Annotated in this window: 24 protein-coding genes; 13 read left to right on the forward strand and 11 right to left on the reverse strand. The window is 72.2% G+C overall.

The genetic code is table 11. The features are described from left to right. Positions 1-10 precede the first annotated feature (10 nt). The gene (locus AB0950_RS34825) at positions 11-520 is read right to left on the reverse strand and encodes a MarR family transcriptional regulator (protein WP_360155195.1); all 510 of its coding nucleotides are present in this window, start codon (positions 518-520) and stop codon (positions 11-13) included. Between the two features lie 175 nt (positions 521-695). Then, positions 696-1,040 carry a DUF3817 domain-containing protein gene (locus tag AB0950_RS34830; RefSeq protein ID WP_361980232.1) on the reverse strand — a complete coding sequence of 115 codons (345 nt, stop codon included), beginning with the start codon at positions 1,038-1,040 and terminating at the stop codon, positions 696-698. 192 nt (positions 1,041-1,232) lie between these two features. Here AB0950_RS34830 and AB0950_RS34835 point away from each other — a divergent pair, with 192 nt between their 5' ends. The 4 genes from AB0950_RS34835 (at position 1,233) to AB0950_RS34850 (ending at position 3,902) form a co-directional block, all read left to right on the forward strand. Next, the gene (locus AB0950_RS34835; protein ID WP_366780214.1) at positions 1,233-1,865 is read left to right on the forward strand and encodes an AIM24 family protein; all 633 of its coding nucleotides are present in this window, start codon (positions 1,233-1,235) and stop codon (positions 1,863-1,865) included. A 2-nt stretch (positions 1,866-1,867) separates the two neighbouring features. After that, complete coding sequence (locus AB0950_RS34840; protein WP_360155180.1) at positions 1,868-2,518, forward strand: AIM24 family protein; 651 nt, start codon at positions 1,868-1,870, stop codon at positions 2,516-2,518. Between the two features lie 14 nt (positions 2,519-2,532). Beyond that, a complete protein-coding gene (locus AB0950_RS34845) occupies positions 2,533-3,333 on the forward strand; it encodes an AIM24 family protein (protein ID WP_360155300.1) in 801 nt (266 codons plus the stop codon). Positions 3,334-3,425: 92 nt separating this feature from the next. Next, positions 3,426-3,902: a MarR family transcriptional regulator gene (locus AB0950_RS34850; RefSeq protein ID WP_360155177.1), complete on the forward strand. Its 477-nt coding sequence runs from the start codon at positions 3,426-3,428 to the stop codon at positions 3,900-3,902. Between the two features lie 107 nt (positions 3,903-4,009). Here AB0950_RS34850 and AB0950_RS34855 read toward each other — a convergent pair whose 3' ends face one another. The 3 genes from AB0950_RS34855 to AB0950_RS34865 all read right to left on the reverse strand — a co-directional run bounded on the left by AB0950_RS34855 (position 4,010) and on the right by AB0950_RS34865 (position 7,576). Beyond that, on the reverse strand, positions 4,010-5,215 hold the full coding sequence (locus AB0950_RS34855) for an MFS transporter (RefSeq protein WP_366780215.1): 1,206 nt from the start codon (positions 5,213-5,215) through the stop codon (positions 4,010-4,012). A gap of 152 nt (positions 5,216-5,367) precedes the next feature. Beyond that, positions 5,368-6,324, reverse strand: coding sequence for a methylmalonyl Co-A mutase-associated GTPase MeaB (meaB, locus tag AB0950_RS34860; RefSeq protein ID WP_360574823.1), 957 nt, complete (start codon positions 6,322-6,324; stop codon positions 5,368-5,370). A gap of 52 nt (positions 6,325-6,376) precedes the next feature. Then, the gene (locus AB0950_RS34865) at positions 6,377-7,576 is read right to left on the reverse strand and encodes an acetyl-CoA C-acetyltransferase (protein ID WP_360574822.1); all 1,200 of its coding nucleotides are present in this window, start codon (positions 7,574-7,576) and stop codon (positions 6,377-6,379) included. A 151-nt stretch (positions 7,577-7,727) separates the two neighbouring features. Here AB0950_RS34865 and mce point away from each other — a divergent pair, with 151 nt between their 5' ends. From mce to AB0950_RS34900, 7 genes are all read left to right on the forward strand, one after another. Next, complete coding sequence (gene mce, locus AB0950_RS34870) at positions 7,728-8,168, forward strand: methylmalonyl-CoA epimerase (protein ID WP_055704832.1); 441 nt, start codon at positions 7,728-7,730, stop codon at positions 8,166-8,168. A 206-nt stretch (positions 8,169-8,374) separates the two neighbouring features. Then, on the forward strand, positions 8,375-12,322 hold the full coding sequence (scy, locus tag AB0950_RS34875; RefSeq protein ID WP_366780216.1) for a polarized growth protein Scy: 3,948 nt from the start codon (positions 8,375-8,377) through the stop codon (positions 12,320-12,322). A 183-nt stretch (positions 12,323-12,505) separates the two neighbouring features. Beyond that, complete coding sequence (locus AB0950_RS34880; RefSeq protein WP_360155160.1) at positions 12,506-13,441, forward strand: cellulose-binding protein; 936 nt, start codon at positions 12,506-12,508, stop codon at positions 13,439-13,441. 83 nt (positions 13,442-13,524) lie between these two features. Then, on the forward strand, positions 13,525-14,478 hold the full coding sequence (locus tag AB0950_RS34885; RefSeq protein WP_360574820.1) for an ATP-binding cassette domain-containing protein: 954 nt from the start codon (positions 13,525-13,527) through the stop codon (positions 14,476-14,478). A gap of 5 nt (positions 14,479-14,483) precedes the next feature. Continuing rightward, positions 14,484-15,257: an ABC transporter permease gene (locus tag AB0950_RS34890; protein ID WP_366780217.1), complete on the forward strand. Its 774-nt coding sequence runs from the start codon at positions 14,484-14,486 to the stop codon at positions 15,255-15,257. 144 nt (positions 15,258-15,401) lie between these two features. Further along, positions 15,402-16,706 (forward strand): ABC transporter ATP-binding protein, encoded by a 1,305-nt coding sequence (locus AB0950_RS34895; protein ID WP_366780218.1) that lies wholly within the window; start codon positions 15,402-15,404, stop codon positions 16,704-16,706. After that, positions 16,703-17,593 carry an ABC transporter permease gene (locus tag AB0950_RS34900; protein ID WP_366780219.1) on the forward strand — a complete coding sequence of 297 codons (891 nt, stop codon included), beginning with the start codon at positions 16,703-16,705 and terminating at the stop codon, positions 17,591-17,593. Before AB0950_RS34895 ends, AB0950_RS34900 begins: the two co-directional genes overlap by 4 nt. 7 nt (positions 17,594-17,600) lie before the next feature. On the opposite strand, the gene AB0950_RS34905 is transcribed toward AB0950_RS34900, so the two are convergent. Beyond that, positions 17,601-17,933: an ATP/GTP-binding protein gene (locus AB0950_RS34905; protein ID WP_360155145.1), complete on the reverse strand. Its 333-nt coding sequence runs from the start codon at positions 17,931-17,933 to the stop codon at positions 17,601-17,603. Positions 17,934-18,155: 222 nt separating this feature from the next. On the opposite strand from AB0950_RS34905, the gene AB0950_RS34910 reads away from it, so the two are divergent. Beyond that, entirely contained in the window at positions 18,156-19,184 is a 1,029-nt protein-coding gene (locus tag AB0950_RS34910; protein ID WP_360155142.1) for an LLM class flavin-dependent oxidoreductase, read from the forward strand. 117 nt (positions 19,185-19,301) lie between these two features. On the opposite strand, the gene AB0950_RS34915 is transcribed toward AB0950_RS34910, so the two are convergent. Continuing rightward, positions 19,302-19,694 carry an SCO5389 family protein gene (locus tag AB0950_RS34915; RefSeq protein ID WP_030656147.1) on the reverse strand — a complete coding sequence of 131 codons (393 nt, stop codon included), beginning with the start codon at positions 19,692-19,694 and terminating at the stop codon, positions 19,302-19,304. 276 nt (positions 19,695-19,970) lie between these two features. On the opposite strand from AB0950_RS34915, the gene nucS reads away from it, so the two are divergent. After that, on the forward strand, positions 19,971-20,642 hold the full coding sequence (nucS, locus tag AB0950_RS34920; RefSeq protein ID WP_360155139.1) for an endonuclease NucS: 672 nt from the start codon (positions 19,971-19,973) through the stop codon (positions 20,640-20,642). A gap of 94 nt (positions 20,643-20,736) precedes the next feature. Here the strand turns inward: nucS and AB0950_RS34925 are convergent, their stop codons facing one another. The 4 genes from AB0950_RS34925 to AB0950_RS34940 form a co-directional block, all read right to left on the reverse strand. Continuing rightward, entirely contained in the window at positions 20,737-23,166 is a 2,430-nt protein-coding gene (locus tag AB0950_RS34925; RefSeq protein WP_366780220.1) for an ATP-binding protein, read from the reverse strand. Between the two features lie 430 nt (positions 23,167-23,596). Next, positions 23,597-23,920 carry an STAS domain-containing protein gene (locus AB0950_RS34930; RefSeq protein ID WP_330337777.1) on the reverse strand — a complete coding sequence of 108 codons (324 nt, stop codon included), beginning with the start codon at positions 23,918-23,920 and terminating at the stop codon, positions 23,597-23,599. 152 nt (positions 23,921-24,072) lie between these two features. Beyond that, positions 24,073-24,921 (reverse strand): 3-hydroxyacyl-CoA dehydrogenase family protein, encoded by an 849-nt coding sequence (locus AB0950_RS34935; protein ID WP_360155133.1) that lies wholly within the window; start codon positions 24,919-24,921, stop codon positions 24,073-24,075. Positions 24,922-25,153: 232 nt separating this feature from the next. Beyond that, the gene (locus AB0950_RS34940; protein ID WP_366780221.1) at positions 25,154-25,795 is read right to left on the reverse strand and encodes a TetR/AcrR family transcriptional regulator; all 642 of its coding nucleotides are present in this window, start codon (positions 25,793-25,795) and stop codon (positions 25,154-25,156) included. Position 25,796: the final 1 nt, after the last annotated feature.

A 25,796-nucleotide genomic window follows, 5' to 3' on the forward strand; every position in this document is an offset into this window, starting at 1 on the left:
GCCCCTGGGCTCAGTCCTCCTCGAAGTCGCCCGCCGCGACCCGCAGCGGACGGAGCATCGCGAAGATCTCCGCGCACTCCTCCGCGTCGTACACCCCGAGCCCGAAGTCCATCGCCATCAGGTCCCGGGTGGCCGCGTCGACCACCTCGCGGCCCTTGTCGGTGATGACGGCGAGGGTGCCGCGCCCGTCGTTGGGGTTGGGCCGCTTGGCGACCAGCCCGGACCTGACCAGCCGGTCCACGGTGTTCGTCACGGACGTGGGATGCACCATCAGCCGCTCCCCGATCTTGGACATCGGCAGCTCGCCGGCCTTGGAGAAGGTCAGCAGCACCAGCGCCTCGTACCGCGCGAACGTCAGTCCGTACGGCTTGACCACCGCGTCCACCTCGGCGAGCAGGATCTGCTGGGCCCGCATGATCGAGGTGATCGCGGCCATGGGCGGCACGTTTCCCCAGCGCTGCTTCCAGAGCTCGTCGGCGCGGGCGATGGGGTCGAAGGGAAGGCTGAGTGGCTTCGGCACGTCATCAGACCCTACCGGCCGGTCATATGCCGGTCAGCCCCGTCTCGTCTATCGGTCGCCCCAGGACCGCCCGAGCCGCACAGGCGAGCCCGCAGCAGCACAGCACCCCGCCGGACCGGTCGGACCGCCCCTCGGTCCTCGCCGACGCCGAGGGGCGTCACGGAGAAGGCGACGATCATGCGTTGACGGTCCCTTCCTTGCGGGCGCGGGCGGCGATGACCTCGTCCTCGGCGGCGCGCTTGAGCTTGCGCTCGGCGAAGAAGCCGCCGGTGGGCAGCACGGAGAGGACGAAGTAGAGGAGCCCCGTCTTCAGGGGCCACTTGGTGCGGTTCCAGGCGTCGGCCCAGAAGATCACGTACAGGATGAACAGGACGCCGTGGACCGCCCCCATGACGGGGACCGCGTTGAAGTCGGTGGTCCGCTTCAGCACCGAGCAGACGAGGAGGATCAGGAAGGACACGGCCTCCGGGGCCGAGACCAGGCGGAGGCGGCGGAGGGCGGTGGCGGTCTTGATGTCCACGGATCACCTTCGGTGGGAGTTCTCGCGACGGTCTGCGGTTACGGTCCGTCGACGGCGGGATGCGGTTTGTGAACGCACGCACAAGCCTCCCCATTGTGGCAAACGGCGGCCCTAGGGGTCCGCTCAGGGTCCGTGTCCACCCAGGGGCCCTGTTCCGTCCACCCGTCGCGCCGCTACTTTCACTGCGTGGCGATGTTCCGACTACAGGGCAGCAAGGTGCTCGCCGTCGACATGACCGGGGACGCCGTGAAGGCGAAGAACGGCTCGATGGTCGCGTACGACGGGCAGATGAGCTTCAAGAAGCTGAGCGGCGGCGGCGAGGGGCTGCGGGGGATGGTGACCCGGCGGCTCACCGGCGAGCAGATGACGGTGATGGAGGTGAAGGGGCAGGGCACGTGCTGGTTCGCGGACCGGGCGACCGAGATCAACCTGGTGAGCCTCCAGGGCGACAAGCTGTACGTGGAGTCGAGCAACCTGCTCGTGACCGACGCGGGGCTGCGCACGGGCACGACCTTCACGGGGCTGCGCGGCGCCTCGCAGGGCAACGGCCTGTTCACGACAACCGTCGAGGGGCACGGGCAGGCGGCGATCCTGTCCGACGGGCCGGCGGTGGTGCTCCGGGTCAGCCCGCAGTACCCGCTGATCGTCGACCCGGGCGCCTATGTCGCGCACCAGGGCAACGTCCGGCAGTCCTTCCAGTCGGGCGTGACGTTCCGCACGTTCTTCGGGGAGGGCGGCGGCGAGGCCTTCCAGATCCGCTTCGAGGGGGACGGTCTGGTGTACGTGCAGCCGAGCGAGCGGAACACGATCGCGGGGGATCTGTAGCCATGGCGTTCCGGGAGATCAACTCCAAGATGGTCGAGGCGACCGTGCTGCCCGGGCAGCGGCTGTTCAGCCAGCGCGGGGCGATGCTCGCCTACAAGGGGGACGTGTCCTTCACGCCGAACCTCCAGGGCGGCCAGGGCGGCCTGATGTCCATGATCGGGCGCCGGGTGTCGGGCGAGGCGACGCCGCTGATGACCGTGGAGGGCAGCGGCACGGTCTTCTTCGGGCACGGCGGCCACCACGTCCACGTGATCGACCTCACCGGCGACACCCTCTACGTGGAGGCCGACCGCCTGCTCGCCTTCGAGGGCACGCTGCGGCAGGGCACGATGTTCATGGGTTCGCAAGGCGGGGTGATGGGCCTGGTCCGGGGCCAGGTCACCGGGCAGGGCCTGTTCACCACCACCCTCCAGGGCCAGGGCTCGGTCGCCGTGATGGCGCACGGCGGCGTCTTCGAGATCCCGGTCACTCCCCAGCGGCCGGTCCACGTCGACCCCCAGGCCTACGTCGCCCACCACGGCGACGTCCGCAACAGACTGTCCGCCGCGCTCGGCTGGCGCGAGATGGTGGGCCGCGGCTCCGGCGAGGCCTTCCAGCTGGAGCTGAGCGGCAACGGCACGGTGTTCGTCCAGGCCTCGGAGGAGAAGCTGTGAGCGCGCACGGAGGCATGTACGGCACCGCGGGCGGCCCGGTGGTGTACGACCCGATGACCCTGCCCGTCGACGACAACGTGAACAAGTACACCTTCTGCGTCGAGCTCAAGGGCGGGGAGTGGTTCCTGCAGAAGGGGAAGATGATCGCCTACTACGGGGCGATCGAGTTCAACGGCATCGGGCACGGCCGATTGGACCGACTTGTCCGCACGTCGTTCCATTCGCCACTGCACGCGAGCGACTGGGTGGTGGCGTCGGGCTCGGGCAAGATGCTGCTCGCCGACCGGGCCTTCGACGTCAATTCCTACGACCTGGACGACGGGAACTTGACCATTCGCTCGGGCAACCTGCTCGCTTTTCAGCCAAGTCTGTCGCTGAAGCAGTCGATCGTGCCGGGTTTTCTGACCCTTATCGGAACCGGAAAGTTTGTGGCCGCATCTAACGGTCCGGTGGTGTTCGTGGAACCTCCGATCCGGGTCGACCCTCAGGCGCTCGTCGGGTGGGCCGACTGCCCGTCACCGTGTCATCACTACGACCACGGGTATCTGACGGGTGTACTGGGCGGTCTACGTGCGATGACGGGCCTGGGCGGGGTATCCGGGGAGGAGCACCAGTTCGAGTTCGTGGGCGCGGGAACGGTCCTGTTGCAGTCGTCGGAGACCCTCATGGAGGAGACGGCGACGGGGGTGGTCCCGTCCGAGCCGGGAGTGCCCGGAGGTGGCGCTGCGGGGCCGGGCGGACACGGTCCGCAACCGTCGGGCGCACCGCGCCTTCCCGGACAGCTGGGGGACCTCCAGCGTCGCTTCGGGCTGTGAGCGGTAGTCTGCGGAGTGTGACATCGAACGCGTGCGCACAGTCACACCATCCGAAGTAGTTCGCTATTCAACATCTTAGGTAGACTTCATTCATGGAGACCGAGACGGCCACGCGCTGGCTGACCGATGCGGAGCAGTGCGCCTGGCGCACCCACCTGGAGGTCAACAGGCTGTTGACGTACCAGCTGGAGAAGGATCTGCAGCCGTTCGGCCTGACAATGAACGACTACGAGATCCTCGTGAACCTGTCCGAGTCGGACGACGTCCGCATGCGGATGAGCGACCTCGCCTCCGCGACGCTGCAGTCCAAGAGCCGGCTCTCTCACCAGATCACGCGGATGGAGAACGCGAACCTGGTGCGCCGTGAGAACTGCGAGTCGGACCGGCGGGGGCTGTACGCCGTGCTGACCGAGCACGGCATGGAGACGATGAAGAAGGTGGCACCCCACCACGTCGCCTCCGTGCGGCGGCACTTCATCGATCTGCTGTCACCGGAAGCCCTGCACGAACTGGACAAGGCGCTGAAGCCGATCGCCGAGCATTTGCGGGGGCAACGGGGTCGCCCCTGAGCAGTGCGGGGTGGTGCGGCCGGGCCGGGCGGGTCGCTGACCTGCGCCGACAAGGCGCCTCCCGAGAGGAGGTGCCCCCGGCGACCACCGTGCCCGGCGCCCCAGGCCTAGCCCACCACGGCCCCGGCCCGCGCCCCGCGACGGCGATACGCCCCCGCGGCGGGCAGCACGGCCGCCCCGCCCGCCAGCAGGAAGCACACCGTGAGGGGCACCCGGCTGATCAAGAGTCCCGCCGCCATCGCGCCCGCCGAACTCCCCGCGTTGACCCCCGTGTTGACCCACGCGCCGGCCTGCGTGCGGGCTCCCTCGGGCGCCGTTTCGTCGGCCACGAGGTACGCCGTCGTGAGGATGGGGGCGATGAACACCCCGGCGAGGGCCATGACCCCGGCCAGGGTCCACAGACCCGGCGCCAGGCCCGCCACCGCGATCACCAGGCCGAGCCCCGCGGCGAACCCGCACAGCCGCGCCCGGGCCGGCCTCCGCCACGTCACCGCCCCGTTGAGCAGGCCGCCGACCACGCTCCCCGCGGACAGCGCGCCCAGCACCCAGGGAACCAGCCCGGTGTCGTACGACCGTGCCGTGGCGAAGGCCGTCACCAGCAGTTCCACCCCGCTCAGCGCCAGCCCCGCCCCGGCGACCACGGCGACCGGCGCCAGCAGGCCGGAGACGGTGCCGCGCCGCTTTCCCGGGGCGGTCACGCGGGGGCCCGGTAGCGCCGGGCAGGTGGCGAAGACGCAGGTGCCGCCGACGATCAGGACCGCGCTGAGCAGGATCCCGGACGCGGGCGGGGCGAAGACCGTCAGGGCGCCGACCAGGGCCGGGCCGGAGACGTAGAGCAGTTCCTCGGCGACGCCGTCCAGGGCGTAGGCGCGGGCCAGCATGGCCGGTTCCGCTGCCAGTTCCGCCCAGACGGCGCGCATGGCGGGCCCCAGCGGCGGCGCGCACCCGCCCGCGAGGGCCGCCGTGACGGCGAGGGTCCACGGCGGCGCCCCGGGGCGCCAGGTCAGCGCGGCCAGCACGCCCAGCAGGGCGCCGTACAGCACGGCCATGGGCGGCAGGGCGCGGCGGGGGCCGCGGCGGTCGGTCAGCCAGGCGCGCAGCGGCATCAGGAAGACCGTCGTGGCGCCGAACAGGGACAGCACGGCGCCGGAGACGGCGTAGGAGCCGGTGGACCGGGTGACGGACAGCAGCATCGCCAGGGAGACCGTGCCGTAGGCCAGGCGGGCGGTGAGGGCGGAGGCGAAGGTGCGGCGGGCGTGCGGCAGGCGCAGTACGGCGGCGTACGAGGGCCGCGCGGGGGCATGCGTGGACATGCGGATGTTCCTCTGCTGCAGGCGGGAGAGGGGACACCGAGGGACGCGAGAGCCGGTCGTACGTCGAGGCCTCGCGGTCCGGTGTGCGCTCTACGCCAAGGAGAGGAACATGGCCGTCAAGTTAGCAGCAGCGTCGGCGGGTTGGCGATCGGTTATCCCTGTGTCAGGCCCGCCACCAGTTGGTCGGCCGCGCGGTACGGGTCCAGTTCGCCGGCGACGATGCGCTCCGCGAGCGCGCTGAGGCGGCGGTCGCCGTGCAGGTCGCCGATGCGTTCGCGCAGGGCCGTCACCGCGATGGTCTCCACCTCGCGGGCCGCGCGGGCCCTGCGGCGCTCGGCCAGCACCCCGCGCTCCTCCATCCACGCCCGGTGCTTCTCCAGGGCCTCGACGACCTCGTCGACGCCCTCGGCGCGGGCGGCGACCGTCTTCACGATCGGCGGGCGCCAGTCGCCGGGGCCGCGGGCCTCGCCGAGGCCCAGCATGTGGTTCAGTTCGCGGGCGGTGGCGTCCGCGCCGTCCCGGTCCGCCTTGTTGACGACGTACACGTCGCCGATCTCCAGGATGCCCGCCTTGGCCGCCTGGATGCCGTCGCCCATGCCGGGGGCCAGCAGGACCACGCTCGTGTCCGCCTGGGAGGCGATCTCGACCTCCGACTGGCCCACGCCCACCGTCTCGACCAGGATCACGTCGCAGCCCGCCGCGTCGAGGACCCGGATCGCCTGGGGCGCGGCCCAGGCGAGGCCGCCCAGGTGGCCCCGGGTGGCCATCGAGCGGATGTAGACGCCGGGGTCGGAGGCGTGCTCCGACATGCGGACGCGGTCGCCGAGCAGGGCGCCGCCGGAGAAGGGCGAGGACGGGTCGACGGCCAGGACGCCGACCCGCTTGCCCTGCTTGCGGTACGCCGTGACGAGCGCGGAGGTCGAGGTCGACTTGCCGACCCCCGGGGAACCGGTCAGGCCCACCACGTAGGCGTTGCCGGTCAGCGGGGCCAGCGCCGCCATGACCTCCCTGAGCTGCGGGGACGCCCCCTCCACCAGGGAGATGAGCCGGGCCACGGCCCGCGGCCGGCCTTCCCTGGCCTGGGCCACCAGAGAGGAGACGTCCTGCATCAAAACAGCTCCGTTCAGTTCACAGACGTACAGACGCGCACGACGAGAGTGCTCACGCCTTCGGTACCCGCACGATCAGCGCGTCACCCTGGCCGCCGCCGCCGCACAGCGCGGCCGCGCCGATGCCGCCGCCGCGCCGCTTGAGCTCCAGCGCCAGGTGCAGCACCAGACGGGCGCCGGACATGCCGATCGGGTGGCCGAGGGCGATCGCGCCGCCGTTCACGTTCACCTTTTCGGTGGACACGCCGAGGTCCTTCATGGACTGCACGGCGACCGCGGCGAAGGCCTCGTTGATCTCGATCAGGTCGAGGTCGGAGACCTCCAGGCCGTCCTTCTTCAGGGCATGCCGGATGGCGTTGGACGGCTGGGACTGCAGGCTGTTGTCCGGGCCGGCCACATTGCCGTGCGCGCCGATCTCGGCGAGCCAGGTCAGGCCCAGCTCCTGGGCCTTGGCCTTGCTCATCACGACCACGGCGGCCGCGCCGTCGGAGATCTGGGACGACGACCCGGCCGTGATCGTGCCGTCCTTGCTGAAGGCCGGGCGCAGCTTGGCCAGGGACTCCGCGGTGGTGTCGCCGCGGATGCCCTCGTCCTTGCTGAACAGGACCGGGTCGCCCTTGCGCTGCGGGATCTCCACCGGGGTGATCTCGGCCTCGAACAGGCCGTTCTTCTGCGCGGCGGCGGCCCGCTGGTGGGACAGGGCGGCGATCTCGTCCTGCTCGGCGCGGCCGATGCCGAGGCGGGTGTTGTGCTTCTCCGTGGACTGGCCCATGGGGATGTTCTCCCACGGGTCGGTCAGGCCGTCGTGGGCCATCGCGTCGAGCATCTCGACCGCGCCGTACTTGAAGCCCTCGCGGGACTTCGGCAGCAGGTGCGGGGCGTTGGTCATGGACTCCTGGCCGCCGGCCACGACGATGTCGAACTCGCCGGCGCGGATCAGCTGGTCCGCCAGCGCGATGGCGTCGAGGCCGGAGAGGCACACCTTGTTGATGGTGAGCGCCGGGACGTTCATGGGGATGCCGGCCTTCACGGCGGCCTGGCGGGCCGGGATCTGCCCGGCGCCCGCCTGGAGCACCTGGCCCATGATGACGTACTGCACCTGGTCGCCGCCGATCCCCGCACGGTCGAGGGCGGCCTTGATCGCGAAGCCGCCGAGGTCGGCTCCGGAGAAGGACTTGAGCGAGCCGAGCAGTCGTCCCATGGGCGTTCGCGCGCCCGCGACGATCACTGAGCTGTTCGTTCCAGAAGGCATGAGCTGCGATCCCCTTACCGGCCTTGCCCAGGCCGAGGAGTGAACGAGGGTTTACTTCGAATGTACTGAGTGGCACTCCGTGCCGTCATCGGGCTGTCAGTGTGATCGCTCGCACGTTGCGTAACCACCGCGGTGGCGCTGCACTGAATCCATGCTGACGCGAATCGACCACATCGGGATCGCCTGCCACGACCTCGACGCCACTGTCGAGTTCTACCGGGCCACGTACGGATTCGAGGTGTTCCACACCGAGGTCAACGAGGAGCAGGGCGTGCGCGAGGCCATGCTCAAGATCAACGAGACCTCGGACGGCGGCGCCTCCTACCTCCAGCTGCTGGAACCGACCCGCGAAGACTCCGCGGTCGGCAAGTGGCTGGCGAAGAACGGGGAGGGCGTCCACCACATCGCCTTCGGCACGGCGGACGTGGACGGGGACGCCGCCGACATCCGCGACAAGGGCGTACGCGTGCTGTACGACGAGCCGCGACGGGGCTCGATGGGGTCGCGGATCACCTTCCTGCACCCCAAGGACTGCCACGGCGTCCTGACAGAACTGGTCACTTCCGCCCCGGTTGAGTCCCCTGAGCACTGACCGCCGTACATAAGGGCCGGTAGGGTTGGGGACGGTCGTCCCCGAAAGCGGGGGACGGCCGTTTCCGGGGTCCGGGTTTCGGGGGACGAGCGTCGGGGCAGCAGCCCGTGCTCCGCCGTTGATCTGACACCATTCCCCGGGGGCCCCGTTCGGCGGAGGACGAGGCTCGTTGGAGAAGCTGACCAGGGGACGGATGGGACCGCGCAGTGCGGGGCTACGAGAGCCAGGAGCGAGAGCCGGCGGCTGACGTCGACCACCTCTCTCGGTTCGAGGCCGAGATGAAGCGGCTGAAGACCGAGCGGGAAAAGGCGATCCAGCACGCCGAGGACCTCGGCTACCAGGTCGAGGTGCTGCGCGCCAAGCTGCACGAGGCGCGCCGCACCCTGATGACCCGGCCCGCCTTCGACGGCGGTGACATCGGCTATCAGGCCGAGCAGTTGCTCCGCAATGCCCAGATGCAGGCCGATCAGCTGCGGCAGGAAGCCGAGCGGATGGCCGCCGAGGCCCGCGCGCAGACCCAGCGGATCCTGCAGGAGCACGCCGAGCAGGCCGCCCGGCTCCAGGCGGAGCTGCACCAGGAGGCCGTCACCCGGCGCCAGCAGCTCGACCAGGAGCTGGCCGAGCGCCGCGCCACCGTCGAGTCGCACGTCAACGAGAACGTGGCCTGGGCGGAGCAGCTGCGCGCCCGCACCGAGGAGCAGGCCCGCCGGCTGCTGGAGGAGTCCCGCGCCGAGGCCGAGCAGGCGATGGCCGCCGCCCGCGCCGAGGCCGAGCGGCTGACCCGCGAGGCCCGGGAGCGGCTGCAGAGCGAGGCGGAGTCGGCCCGCGCGGAGGCCGAGCAGCTCCTGCGCCGTGCCCGCACGGACGCCGAGCGCCTGCTGAACGCCGCCTCCACCCAGGCCCAGGAGGCCACCGACCACGCCGAGCGGCTGCGCACCGACGCGGCCGGCGAGTCCGACACCGCCCGCCGGCAGGCCTCCGAGCTGACCCGGGCCGCCGAGGAGCGGATGACCGCGGCCGAGGAGGCGCTGCGCAAGGCCCAGGCGGAGGCCGAGAAGGTCGTCACTCAGGCCAAGGAGGCCGCCGCCAAGGCCCTGGCGAGCGCCGAGGCCGCCAACGAGACGCGGACCCGCACGGCCAAGGAGCAGGTCGCCCGGCTGGTCGAGGAGGCCACCAAGGAGGCCGAGCAGACCAGGTCGGAGGCCGAGCAGCTGGTCGCGGACGCCCGCGCCGAGGCCGAGAAGATCCTCGCGGAGGCGTCCGAGAAGGCCCGCGCGATCACCGCCGAGGAGAGCGCCACCCAGCTGTCCAAGGCGGCCAGGACCGCCGAGGACGTGCTCACCAAGGCCTCCGAGGAGGCCAAGCGGACCACCAGGGCCGCCACCGAGGAGGCCGAGCGGATCCGCACCGAGGCCGAGGCCGAGGCGGACCGGCTGCGCGCCGAGGCGCACGACATCGCCGAGCAGCTCAAGGGCGCGGCGAAGGACGACACCAAGGAGTACCGCGCCAAGACGGTCGAGCTGCAGGAGGAGGCCCGCCGGCTGCGCGGCGAGGCCGAGCAGCTGCGCGCCGACGCGGTCGCCGAGGGCGAGTCGATCCGCGCGGAGGCCCGCCGGGAGGCGGTCGCGCAGATCGAGGAGGCGGCCAGGACCGCCGAGGAGCTGCTGGCCAAGGCCAAGGCGGACGCCGACGAGCTGCGGCAGACCGCGACGACCGACAGCGAGAAGGTCCGCACCGAGGCCATCGAGCGGGCCACCGCGCTGCGCCGGCAGGCCGAGGAGACCCTGGGCCGGGCCCGCAAGGAGGCCGAGCGGCTGCGCGCCGAGGCCGGCGAGCAGGCCGAGAAGATCACGGCGGACGCCGAGACCGCCGCGCGGGAGCTGCGCGAGGAGACCGAGCGCGCCGTCGAGGCCCGCCGGGCCGAGGCCGCGGCCGAGCTGACCCGGCTCCAGACGGAGACGCAGGAACGGCTGGAGTCGGCCGAGCAGGCGCTCGCGGACGCCCGCGAGGAGGCCGCCCGGATCCGCCGCGAGGCCGCCGAGGAGAGCGAGCGGCTGCGCGCCGAGTCCGCCGAACGGATCCGTACGCTCCAGCAGCAGGCCGAGACCGAGGCCGAGCGGCTGCGTAACGAGGCCGCCTCCGACGCGTCCGCGTTCCGCGCCGAGGGCGAGGCCGTCGCCGTACGGTTGCGCAGTGAGGCCGCGGCCGAGGCCGAGCGGCTCAAGGCCGAGGCCCAGGACACCGCCGACCGGGTGCGCGCGGAGGCGCAGGCCGCCGCCGAGCGGCTCGGCACCGAGGCGTCCGAGACGCTGGCCGCCGCCCAGGAGGAGGCCGCCCGGCGCCGCCGCGAGGCGGAGGAGCTGCTCGGCGCGGCCCGCGAGGAGGCCGAGGAGGAGCGCCGGCGGGCCCGCGAGCAGAGCGAGGAGCTGCTGGCGTCCGCCCGCAGGCGGGTGGAGGAGGCGCAGGCCGAGGCCACCCGGCTGGTGGAGGAGGCCGACCGGCGGGCCACCGAGATGGTCTCCGCGGCCGAGCAGCACGCCCAGCAGGTGCGGGACTCGGTCGCCGGGCTGCACGAGCAGGCGCAGGAGGAGATCGCCGGGCTGCGCTCGGCCGCCGAGCACGCGGCGGACCGCACCCGGCGGGAGGCCGAGGAGGAGGCGGACCGGGTCCGTGCCGACGCCTACGCCGAGCGGGAGCGGGCCGGCGAGGACGCCTCGCGGATGCGGCGCGAGGCGAACGAGGCGTCGGAGGCCGCTAAGGCGCTGGCCGAGCGTACGGTCGCGGAGGCGATGACGGAGGCCGAGCGGCTGCGCGCGGACGCCGGCGAGTACGCCCAGCGGGTGCGCACCGAGGCCTCGGACGCGCTCGCCGAGGCCGACCAGGCGGCGGCCCGTACCCGGGCGGACGCCCGCGAGGACGCCAACCGGATCCGCTCCGACGCGGCGACCCAGGCGGACACCCTCATCACCGAGGCCCGCAGCGAGGCCGAGCGCCTGCAGAACGAGACGATCGCCGAGGCCGACCGGGTCCGTACGGAAGCACTCACGGAGGCGGAGCGGCTGCAGACGGAGACCGCCGCCGAGGCCGAGCGGGTGCGCACCGAGGCGCTGGCCGAGGCCGACCGGGTGCGCGCGGAGGCCCTGGCGGCCGCCGAGCAGCTCGTCGGGGAGGCCACCGGCGAGGCCGAGCGGCTGCGCGCGGAGGCCGCCGAGACGGTCGGCTCGGCGCAGGCGCACGCCGAGCGGCTGCGGGCGGACGCCGAGCGGCTCAAGGCGGACGCGGAGACGGAGGCCGAACGGCTCGTGAACTCCGCCCGCGAGGAGTCCGAGCGGACCCTGGACGAGGCCCGCAAGGAGGCCAACAAGCGGCGTTCGGAGGCGGCCGAGCAGGTCGACACGCTCATCACCGAGACCACGGCCGAGGTGGACAAGCTGCTCGCGGAGGCGCAGGAGCAGGCGCTGAAGACCACCGCGGACGCCGAGTCGCAGGCCGACACGATGGTCGGTGCGGCCCGCGCCGAGGCCGAGCGGATCGTCGCCGAGGCGACCGTCGAGGGCAACTCCCGGGTGGAGAAGGCCCGTACGGACGCCGACGAGCTGCTGGTCGGCGCCCGCCGGGACGCGACCGCGATCAGGGAGCGCGCGGAGGAGCTGCGCGACCGGATCACCGCCGAGATCGAGGAGCTGCACGAGCGGGCCCGGCGGGAGGCCGCCGAGACGATGAAGTCCACCGGCGACCGCTGCGACGCGCTCATCAAGGCGGCCGAGGAGCAGCTGGCGAAGGCCGAGGCGAAGGCCAAGGAGCTGGTGTCGGAGGCCAACTCCGAGGCGGGCAAGGTGCGCATCGCCGCCGTGAAGAAGGCGGAGGGGCTGCTCAAGGAGGCCGAGCTGAAGAAGGCCAGCCTCATCAAGGAGGCCGAGGAGCTCAAGGCCGAGGCGATCCGCGAGGCCCGGCGCACGGTCGAGGAGGGCAAGCGCGAGCTGGAGATCCTGGTGCGCAGGCGCGAGGACATCAACGCCGAGATCTCCCGGGTCCAGGACGTCCTGGAGGCGCTGGAGTCCTTCGAGACGCCGGCGTCCGGCAAGGACGGCGGGGTCAAGGCCGGCGCGACGGTGGGCGCCCCCCGATCGGGTGGCAAGTCGTCAGACGGCTAACCTGAGGGATGCGTTCCGGTAACGTCTGGGGGCTTTGCCCGACTCGTTGGCAAGCCATCCGGCCGTCAGCCACTCAAAAGGGGTCTCATTCTCCAGATCAAACACGTATCCGCTCGATGACACACCGCTTCGGCCCCTAGGATTCCCCCTATCACCTCACCGGTCTCATTCGACAGGAACCCCATGAGCGACACTTCCCCCTACGGCTTCGAGCTTGTGCGGCGTGGGTACGACCGCGCTCAGGTGGACGAACGTATCTCCAAGCTCGTCTCCGACCGTGACAGCGCTCTCGCCCGCATCACCGCCCTGGAGAAGCGCATCGAGGAGCTCCACCTCGAGACGCAGAACGCCCAGGCCCAGGTCACCGACGCCGAGCCGTCGTACGCGGGTCTCGGTGCCCGGGTCGAGAAGATCCTGCGCCTGGCCGAGGAAGAGGCCAAGGAACTGCGTGAGGAGGCCCGGCGGGCGGCCGAGCAGCACCGCGACCTCGCCGAGTCCGCGGCCCAGCAGGTCCGCAACGACGCCGAGGCCTACGCCGCCGAGCGCAAGGCCAAGGCCGAGGACGAGGGCATCCGGATCGTCGAGAAGGCGAAGGGCGAGGCCTCCCAGCTGCGCGCCGAGGCGCAGAAGGACGCGCAGTCCAAGCGCGAGGAGGCGGACGCCCTCTTCGAGGAGACCCGCGCCAAGGCCGCGCAGGCCGCCGCCGACTTCGAGACGAACCTCGCCAAGCGCCGCGAGCAGTCCGAGCGCGACCTGGCCTCCCGTCAGGCCAAGGCCGAGAAGCGCCTCGCCGAGATCGAGCACCGCGCCGAGCAGCTGCGCCTGGAGGCGGAGAAGCTGCGCACCGACGCCGAGCGCCGTGCCCGCCAGACGGTGGAGACGGCCCAGCGCCAGGCCGAGGACATCGTGGCCGACGCCAACGCCAAGGCCGACCGCATCCGCTCGGAATCCGAGCGCGAGCTGGCGGCGCTCACCAACCGCCGCGACAGCATCAACGCCCAGCTGACGAACGTCCGCGAGATGCTCGCGACGCTCACCGGCGCGGCGGTGGCCGCCGCCGGCTCGCCGGCCGAGGACGAGCCGATCTCGCGTGGGGTGCCGGCGCAGCAGTCGCGGTAAACGCGGATCGCAGCCGTACAAGCGCCTTCGGAGCCCCCTGCCCTCAAGTGGCAGGGGGCTCCGTCCCGTTTTAGCGTGGCCGCATGATCGAGCTGGAGGGGCTGACCAAGCGGTACGGCGAGAAGGTGGCGGTCGACGGGCTGACCTTCGCCGTGCGGCCCGGAATCGTCACCGGGTTCCTCGGGCCCAACGGCGCCGGGAAGTCCACGACGATGCGGATGATCCTGGGGCTCGATCACCCCACCGCCGGCGACGTCCGGATCGACGGCAAGCACTACGACCAGCTGACGGACCCGCTGACGTACGTCGGGGCCCTGCTGGACGCCAAGGCCGTGCACGGCGGCCGGAGCGCCTACAACCATCTCCTCTGTCTCGCGCAGAGCAACGGGATCCCGCAGCGCCGGGTGGCCGAGGTGCTGGAGACGGTCGGGCTGACGGCCGTGGCGCGCAAGAAGGCCAAGGGGTTCTCGTACGGCATGGGGCAGCGGCTGGGGATCGCGGCGGCGCTGCTCGGCGATCCGCGGATCCTGATGTTCGACGAGCCGGTCAACGGCCTCGACCCCGAGGGCATCCACTGGATCCGGACCCTGATGAAGTCGCTGGCCGCGCAGGGGCGGACGGTGTTCGTCTCCAGCCATCTGATGAGCGAGATGGCGCTGACCGCCGATCATCTCGTCGTCATCGGGCAGGGGCGGCTGCTCGCCGACACCTCCATGGCCGACTTCATCCGGACGAACTCGCGGTCGTACACGCGGATCCGCTCCCCGCAGCGCGAGCGGCTGCTCGATGTGCTGCACGCGGACGGGATCACCGTGGTCGAGGCGGGCGGGGACGCGCTGGAGGTCGAGGGCGGCAAGGCCGAGCGGATCGGGGAGCTTGCGGCGCAGTACGGGATCGTGCTGCACGAGCTGAGCCCCCAGCAGGCCTCGCTGGAGGAGGCGTTCATGCAGCTGACCGCGGACGCGGTGGAGTATCACGCGCGGACCGGCCCGGAGGCCGCCCCGCGGGGCTGGGGCGCCGACTGGAAGGAGGCCTGACGTCCATGGCAGCCGCACAGGTGATCCGCTCCGAGTGGACCAAGATCCGGTCGGTGGCGTCCACGGTGTGGACGCTGTCGCTGGCCGTGGTGGTCACCGTCGCCGTCGGGATGCTCATCTCCGCCCTGTCCCGCAGCCAGTTCGACTCGATGCCGGCCACGGACCGGCTTTCGTTCGATCCGACCTACGTCAGCTTCGCGGGCACGAGCCTGGGGCAGCTCGCGATGATCGTCTTCGGGGTGCTGGTCGTGTCGAACGAGTACAGCACCGGCATGATCCGGGTCTCGCTGGCCGCCGTACCGCGGCGCGCCGCGTTCCTGTTCGGCAAGATCGCCGTGGCGGGCGCGCTCGCCCTGGTGGTCGGCATGGTGACGAGCTTCGCCCCGTTCTTCCTCGGCCAGGCGATGCTCGGCCCGCACGCGACGCGTCTCGGCGATGCGGGCGTGCTGCGCGCGGTGGTCGGCGGCGGGCTCTACATGACGCTGATCGCGGTGTTCTCCATGGGCGTCGCCGCGATGCTGCGCTCGCCGATGCTCTCGCTCGGCATCCTGATGCCGTTCTTCTTCCTGGTCTCCAACATCCTCGGCAACGTGGACGCCACGAAGAAGATCGGCCGGTTCCTGCCGGACCAGGCAGGCAGCCGGATCATGCAGGTGGTGCCGAGACTCGGCGACGACACGCCGTACGGGCCGTGGGGCGGTCTCGGGATCATGTTGCTGTGGGTGATCGCCGCGCTCGCCGGCGGGTACACCCTCCTTCGGCGCCGGGACGCCCAATAGAGGACCCCCCAGAGAATTCCGTCACATACCGTGACGTTCTGGCTTTGCATTCTCTTGGGCGGAACCGTCAGCGCCCCGATATCCTCCTAACCCTTACGGGGGCGTCTGCCCCGGCTGTCCTGAACCTTTCGATGGGTGCGGAGCATGATCGAGGCTGTCGGCCTGACCAAGCGCTACGGCGACAAAACCGCCGTGTACAACCTTTCCTTCCACGTGCGGCCAGGAGCCGTCACCGGCTTCCTCGGGCCCAACGGCTCGGGCAAGTCGACGACGATGCGGATGATCCTCGGGCTCGACAACCCGACGTCCGGTTCGGTGACGATCGGCGGCTACCCCTACCGCAAGCTGCCGAACGCCCCCCGCCAGGTCGGCGCCCTGCTCGACGCCAAGGCCGTGCACGGCGGCCGCAGCGCCCGCAACCACCTGCTGAGCCTCGCCCAGCTGTCCGGCATCCCGGCCCGGCGGGTGGACGAGGTGCTCGGCGTGGTCGGCCTGCAGGACGTGGCGAGAAAGCGCTCCAAGGGCTTCTCGCTCGGCATGGGCCAGCGCCTCGGCATCGCCGCCGCGCTGCTCGGCGACCCGCAGGTGCTGCTGTTCGACGAGCCGGTCAACGGCCTCGACCCCGAGGGCATCCTCTGGGTCCGCAACCTGATGAAGGCCCTCGCCGCGGAGGGCCGCACGGTCTTCGTCTCCTCGCACCTGATGAGCGAGATGGCGCTGACCGCCGACCACCTCATCGTCATCGGACGCGGCCAGCTGCTCGCCGACATGAGCGTGAAGGACTTCATTTCGGCCAATTCCGCGGACTTCGCGCGGGTGCGCACCCCCGACACCGAGCCGCAGCAGCGCGAGAAGCTCAGCGCCGCGCTCGCCGAGGCGGGCGGCCATGTGCTGCCGGAGCAGGACGGCGCGCTGCGGGTGACCGGGCTGCCGCTGCCCCGGATCAGCGACCTCGCGCACGAGGCGGGCGTACGGCTGTGGGAGCTGTCGCCGCACCAGGCCTCGCTGGAGGAGGCGTACATGCGGATGACGCAGGGCGCCGTGGACTACCGCTCCACCGTCGACCAGAAGGCGGGCCTGCAGCAGCCGCTGCCGCCGGGCGCCCAGCCCCCGATGCCGGTGCCCGGCCAGGGCCAGCCCGGCTGGTACGCCCCGCCGCCGCCCCAGCAGGGCGGGCAGCCCTTCGCCATGCCGCAGGCCCCCGGCGGGCCCTACGGCGGCCCGCAGGCGCCCGGTTACGGCGCTCCCGCCGGCCCGGGCACCCCCAACCCGTACGCGCAGCAGGCCCACCAGCCCGCCGCCCCCGCGCCGGGCAGCGCCGCACCGCAGGCGCAGGGCACCCCGGCGGCGCCCTCGGCGCCGCCCGCGCCGCAGCAGACGCCCGCCGCCGCTCCCCCGGCCCCGGCCGCCGCCCCCGCCGACCTGACCAAGCCCGAGGACGCCCGATGAGCACCCACCAGCCCCCGATGCCGCAGGCCCCCGCCGCCGCCGCTCCCGACTGGCAGGCGGCGTCCGGCGGGCCGTACCCCGGTTACACCTCGCCGATCCCGGTGCGGCCCACCCACCTCGGGCACGCGCTGGCCTCCGAGTGGACGAAGATCAAGTCGGTCCGGTCGACGATGTGGACGCTCGGCGTGTTCATCGTGCTCGTCCTCGGCATCGGTCTGATGGCCGCCTCGCTGGTCAGCTCCAACTCCGGGCCGGACAGCATGGCGGACCAGAACCCGCTGCAGTTCGGCTTCTTCGGCCTGCTCATCGGCAGCATGTGCATCATCACGCTCGGCGTGCTGACCACGGCCTCCGAGTACGGCACCGGCATGATCCGCACGACGATGACCGCCTGCCCGAGCCGGGTCCGGGTGCTCGCCGCCAAGGCGATCGTGTTCTTCGCGGTCGCCTTCGTCGTCACGCTGGCCACGTCCGGCTTCGTCGCCATGGTCCAGGTGTCCATGCTCAAGGGGGTGGGCGGCGCCCGTACCCCCTCCACCGACGACTGGCTCAAGGCGACCGTCGGCATCAGCCTCTACCTCGCGCTGCTCGGACTGTTCTCGCTGCTCGTCGGCTCGGTCGTCCGGCACTCCGCGGGCGCCATCACCATCATGATCGGCGCGGTGCTGGCCCCGCTGGTGATCGCGCTGTTCATGGCCGCGCAGTCCCTGGAGAAGGTGCGCCAGTGGCTGCTGGAGTACTCGATCCCCAGCCAGATGAGCTGCTTCTACGACAACTCCCTGAGCAGCTCGGGCCCCTCGGGCTGGGACCCGCTGTGGATCATGCTGGGCCTGACCGCGGCCGCGTTCGCCGGCGCCTGCGCACTGCTGCAGCAGCGGGACGTGTGATCCCGCTCTAGAACCTCGGCGCGTTACGGGACCGCGGCACCCGCGTGGTGCGGCGGTCCTTCGCGTTCCAGCACGCCTTGTGCCAGTGGCGGCGGTCGTCGACGCCCGCGTACTCGGGCCAGGCCACCACGTGCGGGATGCCGGAGGGGATCATCTGGTCGCAGCCCGGGCAGCGGTAGGTCTTGCCCTCGGCGCTCGCCCCGGCGACATGGCGCACGCTCCACTCCTCGCCCTGCCAGCTCTCGGTCGACTGCCAGCCGCCGTACCGGCCGGCCCGGTCGTCCTCGGCGCTCCGGCCCGACGATCCGGCTGCCTTGGGTCGGTTGCGACGCGGGGACACGGGACACCTCTCGGGGCTATACAGGAAGCACGGACCGCATCCAGCCTACGCGCCGCCGAGTGGGGTACCCGGGCGGGACCAACCCGCCCAAGTCCCCCTCCAGGGCGACCCATTCTGCAGACAATCCGCAAAGCTCACCGCCAGGCCGTGTCCTGGGCACGTGTCGGGCGGTTATGCGGGGTGGGGGAGCTCCGGGTCGGGGCCAAGGAAGCAGGAAATGCGATGTACGTAGGTAGTTTTGTGCTGGGCGCCCAGTTCCCGGGCCAGGGTCCGGGGGAGGCCCTGCACCGGGCGGTCCGCTCGGCGGAGGTCGCCGAGGAGGCCGGACTGGACTCCGTGTGGCTCGCCGAGCACCACTTCGTGCCGTACGGCACGTGCCCGTCCGCCGTCACCCTGGCCGCGCTGCTGCTCGGCCGCACCCAGCGCATCCGGGTGGGCACGGCGGTCAGCGTACTGCCCACGGCCCACCCGGTGGCCCTCGGCGAGCAGGCCGCGCTGCTGCATGTGACGAGCGGCGGCCGGTTCACGCTCGGGGTGGGCCGCGGCGGTCCCTGGGTGGACCTGGAGGTGTTCGGCACGGGCCTCGCCGCGTACGAACAGGGGTTCCCGGAGTCCCTCGATCTGCTGCTGCGCTGGCTGCGCGAGCCGTCGGTCTCGGCGTCCGGCGAGCGGTTCAGCTTCCGCGAGGTGCCGGTCGTACCCCGCCCGTCGGAGGCGCTGACGGAGGCCCCGGGGCCCGAGGTCGTCGTCGCCTGCACCTCCCCGGCGAGCGTACGGCTGGCCGCCGAGCGCGGGCTGCCCATGCTGCTCGGCATGCACGTCGGAGACGAGGAGAAGGCCGAGATGGTCGCCCTGTGGCGGCGCTGCGCCCGGGCCGCGGGCCGGCCGGCCGAGGAGATCGCCGGCGCCGCGCACGTCTCCGCCGGGGTCTGCCAGCTCGCGGACCGGCGCACGGACGCGGCGGAGACGCTGCTGAAGGCGATGCCGGGCTGGCTGAGGCAGGGCCTGGAGGCCCATGTGACGGTCGACGGCCGGGCGCGCGCGATGCGCGACCCGCACGCCTACACCGAGCTGCTCTGCGGCCTGCACCCGGTCGGCACCCCACGGCTGGCCGCCGACCGGCTCACGGCCACCTCGGAGCGCACCGGTATCTCGCGTTTCGCCCTGCTCGTGGAGGGCTCGGGCGATCTCGCCGCGACGGAGGAGAACCTGCGGCGGCTCGGCGCCGAGGTGCTGCCCCAGCTGCGCTGAGCAGGCCCGCAACTCCCCCGCCGCCTTGGGGGCTTGCCGCCCCAGTACTGCATGCACCTCCCCCGGGTGGAGCGGCAAGCAAGCGGCTCACGGCATCCGCCGCAGTGGGGCTGCCCGTCAGCAGTCCCGAAGCTCCGGCGACTGGTTGAGCAACTGACTGCGCACCGAGGTGAAGCGGGCCAGCGTCTCGTCCACCGAGGCGTCCAGCGGGAACACCGCCACCCGGTGGCAGTTCTGGAACGCCAGCCGCACACCGAAGTGCCGCTGCAGGGCGCCGCGGATGGCATCACTCGCGAGCGCACGCAGCAGCTGACCGCGTGCCTGCTCGTCCGGCGGGGGCGTCTGGTTGTCGGCGAACGGTCCGCCGTCGACCTTCAGCTGGGCCACCAGGGAGCTGATCATCTCCCATGCGTAGGGCAGGGAGGTCCGGACGCAGTCGACGAATGCTGCTTCGTCGACCTCGCCTCGCTCGGCCTGTTCGAGTAGGGCCGGTGAGACGTCGAGCGACATGGGTTCTCCTCTCGCACCCCCGAAGAGCAGGGGTTGCCGGACGGGTAGGGGAGTTCGCGATATCGAACACGCTCAGTACCTATGCGGCGACCTCCCGTTCACTACCGTAGGCAACGGTCGGTGACCACACCAGCAGAATGCGTATATGGAACGATCCCTTTACGGGCACAATCGGCCAGGGATGAACAAGAGTTTCCAGGGACAATTGGGGCGACCGATCGGGAGCGGGGCGGGCGGATCGCGCGTACCTCGGGGCGTCGAGTAGCGTTGCCGACCATGCGTCTCGTCATTGCCCGATGCTCGGTCGACTACGCCGGCCGGCTCACCGCCCACCTGCCCTCGGCACCCCGCCTGATCCTGGTCAAGGCGGACGGCAGCGTCTCCATCCACGCCGACGACCGGGCCTACAAGCCCCTCAACTGGATGTCGCCGCCCTGCACGCTCAAGGAGGGCACCGGCGCGGAAGAGGGCGTGTGGACGGTCGTCAACAAAGCGGGCGAGAAACTGATCATCACTATGGAGGAGATCCTCCATGACTCCTCGCACGAACTCGGCGTGGATCCGGGTCTGATCAAGGACGGCGTGGAAGCACACCTGCAGGAGCTGCTGGCCGACCGCATCGAGACGCTCGGCGAGGGATACACGCTGATCCGCCGCGAGTACATGACGGCGATCGGCCCGGTGGACATCCTGTGCCGCGACGCGGACGGGCAGACGGTCGCGGTCGAGATCAAGCGCCGGGGCGAGATCGACGGCGTCGAGCAACTCACGCGCTACCTGGAGCTGTTGAACCGCGACCCCCACCTGGCGCCGGTGCGCGGTGTCTTCGCCGCCCAGGAGATCAAGCCCCAGGCCCGCGTCCTCGCCACCGACCGCGGCATCAACTGCCACGTCCTCGACTACGACGCCCTGCGCGGCATCGAGGACGACAAGCTCCGCCTGTTCTGACCGGCTCGCCACAGCGCCGCTGGGCTTGTCCCGGGCGCGGAAAGGGTCGGCGGCCCGGCCCGGCAGGCGCGCGCGTCTGCCGGGCCGGGCCGTGTCACATCACCGTGCCCGAGCCGGTCGGTGTTCCCGTGCCCGTGCTCTGGGATGCGCTCGCCGGGCTGCTGGACGCCGGGCCGCTGGCCGAGTTGGTGGTCGTGGGAGGGGTGCTCGGCGCCGACGGGCTGGAGGTGTCCGTGGGCGGCGCTGAGGACGTTCCCGTGCTCGACGGACTCGACTTCGACGGCGAAGGTGACGTCGGCTTTGTCGGTTTGGACTTGGACGGCGTCGGACTCGTGCCCCCGCCGCCCGTGCCCTTGGTGTGGCTCGGGTCGGCCGAGGGGGACGTGGTCGGCTGGGACGGGGTCGGGTCGTCCGTCGTGCCGTACGTGCCGTCCGGGCCCGGGTCCGTCGGGTGCGTCACCGGGGCGGCCGAGCCGGTGCCGGCCCGCGGGGTCTGGTTGGGATCCGCGCCCAGCGAGCCGTCGGACGGGTCCTGGCTCGCCGAGGGGTTGACGTCGACCTTGCCGGCCGGGTTCTTGTCGGCGTTGTCGTTGGACGTCATGCCGAGCGTGACGACCGTACCGAGCACGGCGGCGAGCAGCGCCCCGGAGCCGACCGCGACGAGGTTGCGGCGGGCCAGCCGGCGGAGGCCGCCGCCGGCCGGCGCTGCGGCCGGGAGCCGGCGGGTGACCAGGGGGGCGCCGAGGGGCACGTACGGCGGCGGCGCCGACTCCTCGTGCCGTATCTCCGGCTGCTCCTCCCCCGCCGTCGCCGCGATCCCCGGCACCTCGCCCGACAGGTCGGCGACGAGGGCCAGCGCACGCCGGCCGGCGACCGTGCCGCGCTTGTCCGCGAGCGCCCCGCGCAGCCCGATGGACGCCTCCAGCTCGGCGCGCGCCCGGTCGAGCTGGCCGCCGCACAGCGCGAGGACACCCAACTCGTGGTGGAAATAGGCCTGTTCGGGCACCTCACCGGCGAGCCGGGAGGCCTCGGCGCCGGAGCGCAGGGCGCGTTCCCAGGCGCTCCAGTGCAGCCCGGCGGCGAACGCGGGCGCGGCCGTGCGGGCCAGCCGTACCGCGCAGCTCTGCTCCCCTTCGGCGGGCGGCACCGTGTGCGGCACGATCGCGGCGAGCACGGCCAGCACCGCGTCGGCCTCCGCGCACACCCGCTCCGGGGTGACCGACGGGTGCCCGGCCCACCAGGCGTAGTGCTCGGCGGCGGCCAGCGCCTGGGCCTGGGCGTCGTCGGCGTATCCGGCGGCCTCCAGCTGGGTCAGCACCCCGGCCGCGAGCCGGTAGCGGGCGCCGACCGCGGAGACCAGTCCGCAGGCGGCCAGCTCGCCGAGGGCGGCGTCGGCGTGGGTGTCGCCGATCAGCGCGGGCAGATGCGCCTGGTGCGGCACCTCGCCGCCGAGGGCGACGGCGAAGCGCAGGGTGGCGCGGGCGGAAGCGCTGAGCCGGGAGGCGAGCAGCGGGGCGGGCGCGGCGGCCTCGCCGAGGGAGGGCAGCGGGACGTCGTCGGCCGTCTCCGCGGGCAGTTCGGCCGGGGGGCGTGCGTCCTCGAAGACGCCGTACTCGTCCACCGCCCCGGCGCCGGCCCGCAGATGGTCGCGCTGCCGGAGCAGCGCACCGGCCTGGACGAACCGCAGCGGCAGGCCCTCGGACTCGAACCACAGGTCGCCGGCCCAGTTGGCCTCCTCCTCGGTGAGGGCGCGGCCCGCGGTCCACTCCAGGATCTCCTCGCCGCCGGCCCGGTCGAGGCCGCTGAGGAAGACCTCCTCGACCTCCGACTCGGGGGAGGGCGGGGGCACGTCGGGGGTGGCGCCGATGAGGAACGCGCACTCGGGGGTGGCGTCGAGCAGTTCGTCGAGGGCGGCGCCGCCGAACTCGATGTCGTCCAGGACGACGACCGCGCCGATCTCCCTCACGAGCGCGCGCAGCTCGTCCGGTTCCGGGCGGTGGCGGGGGCTGTCGTAGACGGCGTGGAAGAGGTCGTACAGGAGGTCGTGCGCGGTGCGGTGGGAGCCGTTCAGGCGCACCACGCCGTCGGGGGCGAGGTCATCGCAGTCCTCGCCGACGAGGTCCAGCAGGGCGGTGCGGCCGGAGCCGCCGGGCCCGGTGAGCCGGACGGAGCGGCCGCGCGCCAGCAGCCGGACCAGGCGCTCGCGTTCGTCCTGGCGCTCCAGCAGGGAGAGCGCCGGCTGGGCGGGGCCCGGCGGCACGGGCGGCCGGGCGGCCCGCTCGGTCTCGGCGCGCTCGGCGGCGGTGCGCTTGCGGGGGCGCTCCGGGCGCTCGACGGGCGGGCAGGGTTCTATCTCGCTGCCGTCGACGGGGTTCACCGTCAGCAGCAGGTCGCCGGAGACGACGTGCGCCGTACGGGCGAGCGACGGCGTGCTCTGGCCGAAGTCGGAGGTGAGGGATTCCCGGGGCGGGCGGCGGCTGTGCGCCTGGCCGTGCTCCTCGGGTCCCGGGTTGATCGGGTCCATAGGTTCAAGCCCCCCAAAAGCGTCGTGTGCCCGTGATGTCCGGCCCCTCCCGGCCTTGTCGCACACCGCGCTGTCGCTTCTGGTCCGGGCCCGCTCGATCGAGGGTGGAGAGACGGCGGGCGACCGAACCCTAAACCTTCGCACAGTATCTCCGACAGGGCGGGGTGCCGTGCGGTCCGAGACGTCACAGTCCGGTGAGGATTGCACCCGACGTGCGCTTCGGCGGCTGCGCCCGGGTCTCCCCCGTCGCCCGTTTCACACCCGCTCGCACGGTTGCGCCGCGTCCCGCGGGCCCGAGTCGGCGCCGCGTGGCTCCCGAGGTGGCCGCCCGCCCCGCCGGCCGCACCCGCCCGGCGCGCCGCTCGGGGTCCCTGCCGCTCTCCGGTCACACCGGGTCGGCCGGCCCTGCGGGCCCCTCCGGCCCCTCCGGTCACACCCGGGGCAGCGACTCCACTCCGATGCCGCCCTCGATGGCGAGGATGCGGTGCAGGCGGGTGGCGACCAGCAGGCGCTGCATCTGCGGCGGGACACCGCGCAGCACCAGACGGCGCCCGCAGCGGCCGGCCCGCCGATGGGCACCCATGATCACACCGAGTCCGGTGGCGTCCCAGGAGTCCAGTTCGGACAGGTCGAGCACCAGGTCGCCGACGCCGCCGTCGACGGCCGAGTGCAGGGCCGTACGGGCGTCCGCCGCGCTGCGGACGTCGAGGCGGCCCCCGACGACCAGCTCGGCGTGGTCGCCCCTGATGTGCATACGCGCTCCCCGTTGAGTGCGGTTGGCTACTGGCGTGACGTTGCACCGTCTGACTGTGTCAGTGGTGGTGCAGTTGCTGCTTGTAAGCGAACCGATACCGAATTCACCCCGGGGAGTGATGTTCCCGGGGTGAATGTCGGTGACGGGACGCCTCAGTACTTGTAGAAGCCCTGCCCGCTCTTGCGGCCGATGTCACCGGCGTCCACCATCCGGCGCATCAGCTCCGGCGGGGCGAACTTCTCGTCCTGGGACTCGGTGTAGATGTTGCTGGTGGCGTGGAGCAGGATGTCGACGCCGGTGAGGTCGGCGGTGGCGAGCGGGCCCATGGCGTGCCCGAAGCCCAGCTTGCAGGCGAGGTCGATGTCCTCGGCGGTGGCGACGCCCGACTCGTACAGCTTGGTCGCCTCCACGACCAGGGCCGAGATGAGCCGGGTGGTGACGAAGCCGGCCACGTCACGGTTGACGACGATGCAGGTCTTGCCGACGGACTCGGCGAACTCCCGCGCGGTGGCGAGGGTTTCGTCGCTCGTCTTGTAGCCGCGGACCAGCTCGACGAGCTGCATCATCGGCACCGGCGAGAAGAAGTGGACGCCGACGACCCGCTCGGGGTGCTCGGTGGCCGCCGCGATCTTGGTGATCGGGATGGCGGAGGTGTTGGAGGCGAGCACGGTGTCCTCGCGGACGAGCTTGTCGAGAGCCCGGAAGATCTCGTGCTTCACTTCGAGCTTCTCGAAGACGGCCTCGACCACGACGTCGGCGTCGGCCGCCGCGTCCAGGTCGGTGGTCGGCGTGATGCGGGCGAGGGCGGCCTCGGCGTCGTCCGCGGCCAGCTTGCCCTTGCTCACGAACTTGTCGTACGAGGCCTTGATGCCGTCGGTGCCGCGCTTCAGCGCCTCGTCGGTGACGTCGCGCAGGACGACGTCCCAGCCCGCCTGCGCGGCGACCTGAGCGATCCCGGACCCCATGAGACCGGCCCCGATGACGGCGAGCTTCCGTGCCACTCCGACTCCCTCGAACGCGCTCCAAGTCTGCTTCTCCGGCGGACCCTAGCGCTCCGACGCCGCTGTGTGAGCGGTTAGTAACGCGTGTCACGGTCTCAGAGGGTGAGACACCGGTCACGTCCGATACGACGGGCCCGGCGGGCCTGTCGTCGGCGGATCCGACGGGATGTGCGCCCCGGCCGCGGAAGCGTCAATTCCCCGCGAACCGGCGTCGATTGGCGGTACGAAAAGCTCAGGAAGCTCGCCGTACGGCATAGTTCAGGACCTTTTCGCTCAAGAGGTCCTCGATGTCGTCCAGGAGGACCAGTACCTCTCGGGACACTTCGGCCGGTTTGCGGCCGGCGAGGAGGCGGCGGCCGATGGTGGTGAAGACCGTCTGGTGGATCCAGCAGATCTGACCGGCGATCAGGCCGGGCAGCGGGTCGGTGCCGGCGGCGCCGGTCTCCTCGCGCAGGGCCGCCTCCAGGGCGTCGTGGATCTCCTGCTGGAGGCTCCACAGCCGGGAGCGCAGCGGCGGGGCGTCGTGGATGACCCGCATGAAGCGGTCGTAGCCCTCCATGAGGCCGACCCGCGGGGAGACGGCCTCGACCTCCTCGCGCATTTCGCGCAGTACGGCGCGGGCGGCGGACTCCCCCGGGTCCCGGCCGCGCACCCAGCGGGCGAGCCGGTCGACCACGCCGGCGGAGCGGTCGAAGAAGAGGTCCTCCTTGGCGGGGAAGTAGTTGTAGACGGTGTTCACGGAGACGTCCGCCGCCTCGGCCACGTCCGCCATGGTCACCGCCATGAAGCCGCGCTCGATGAACAGCCCTGTGGCGATGTCCGAGATGCGCTGCCTGGTCTCGCGCTTCTTCCGCTCCCTGAGCCCCTCTGCCATG

The sequence above is a fragment of the Streptomyces sp. NPDC007189 genome, from assembly GCF_040703635.1.
GTDB lineage: Bacteria > Actinomycetota > Actinomycetes > Streptomycetales > Streptomycetaceae > Streptomyces.

Coding starts and splice junctions, on each gene's coding strand:
- AB0950_RS34880 (WP_360155160.1), top strand. CDS start 12,506: ATGAGCGACACTTCCCCCTACGGCTTCGAGCTTGTGCGGCGTGGGTAC.
- mce (WP_055704832.1), top strand. CDS start 7,728: ATGCTGACGCGAATCGACCACATCGGGATCGCCTGCCACGACCTCGAC.
- AB0950_RS34855 (WP_366780215.1), bottom strand. CDS start 5,215: ATGTCCACGCATGCCCCCGCGCGGCCCTCGTACGCCGCCGTACTGCGC.
- AB0950_RS34850 (WP_360155177.1), top strand. CDS start 3,426: ATGGAGACCGAGACGGCCACGCGCTGGCTGACCGATGCGGAGCAGTGC.
- AB0950_RS34910 (WP_360155142.1), top strand. CDS start 18,156: ATGTACGTAGGTAGTTTTGTGCTGGGCGCCCAGTTCCCGGGCCAGGGT.
- AB0950_RS34865 (WP_360574822.1), bottom strand. CDS start 7,576: ATGCCTTCTGGAACGAACAGCTCAGTGATCGTCGCGGGCGCGCGAACG.
- AB0950_RS34840 (WP_360155180.1), top strand. CDS start 1,868: ATGGCGTTCCGGGAGATCAACTCCAAGATGGTCGAGGCGACCGTGCTG.
- meaB (WP_360574823.1), bottom strand. CDS start 6,324: ATGCAGGACGTCTCCTCTCTGGTGGCCCAGGCCAGGGAAGGCCGGCCG.
- nucS (WP_360155139.1), top strand. CDS start 19,971: ATGCGTCTCGTCATTGCCCGATGCTCGGTCGACTACGCCGGCCGGCTC.
- AB0950_RS34890 (WP_366780217.1), top strand. CDS start 14,484: ATGGCAGCCGCACAGGTGATCCGCTCCGAGTGGACCAAGATCCGGTCG.
- AB0950_RS34930 (WP_330337777.1), bottom strand. CDS start 23,920: ATGCACATCAGGGGCGACCACGCCGAGCTGGTCGTCGGGGGCCGCCTC.
- AB0950_RS34895 (WP_366780218.1), top strand. CDS start 15,402: ATGATCGAGGCTGTCGGCCTGACCAAGCGCTACGGCGACAAAACCGCC.
- AB0950_RS34940 (WP_366780221.1), bottom strand. CDS start 25,795: ATGGCAGAGGGGCTCAGGGAGCGGAAGAAGCGCGAGACCAGGCAGCGC.
- AB0950_RS34835 (WP_366780214.1), top strand. CDS start 1,233: ATGTTCCGACTACAGGGCAGCAAGGTGCTCGCCGTCGACATGACCGGG.
- AB0950_RS34925 (WP_366780220.1), bottom strand. CDS start 23,166: ATGGACCCGATCAACCCGGGACCCGAGGAGCACGGCCAGGCGCACAGC.
- AB0950_RS34915 (WP_030656147.1), bottom strand. CDS start 19,694: ATGTCGCTCGACGTCTCACCGGCCCTACTCGAACAGGCCGAGCGAGGC.
- AB0950_RS34845 (WP_360155300.1), top strand. CDS start 2,533: ATGTACGGCACCGCGGGCGGCCCGGTGGTGTACGACCCGATGACCCTG.
- AB0950_RS34885 (WP_360574820.1), top strand. CDS start 13,525: ATGATCGAGCTGGAGGGGCTGACCAAGCGGTACGGCGAGAAGGTGGCG.
- AB0950_RS34900 (WP_366780219.1), top strand. CDS start 16,703: ATGAGCACCCACCAGCCCCCGATGCCGCAGGCCCCCGCCGCCGCCGCT.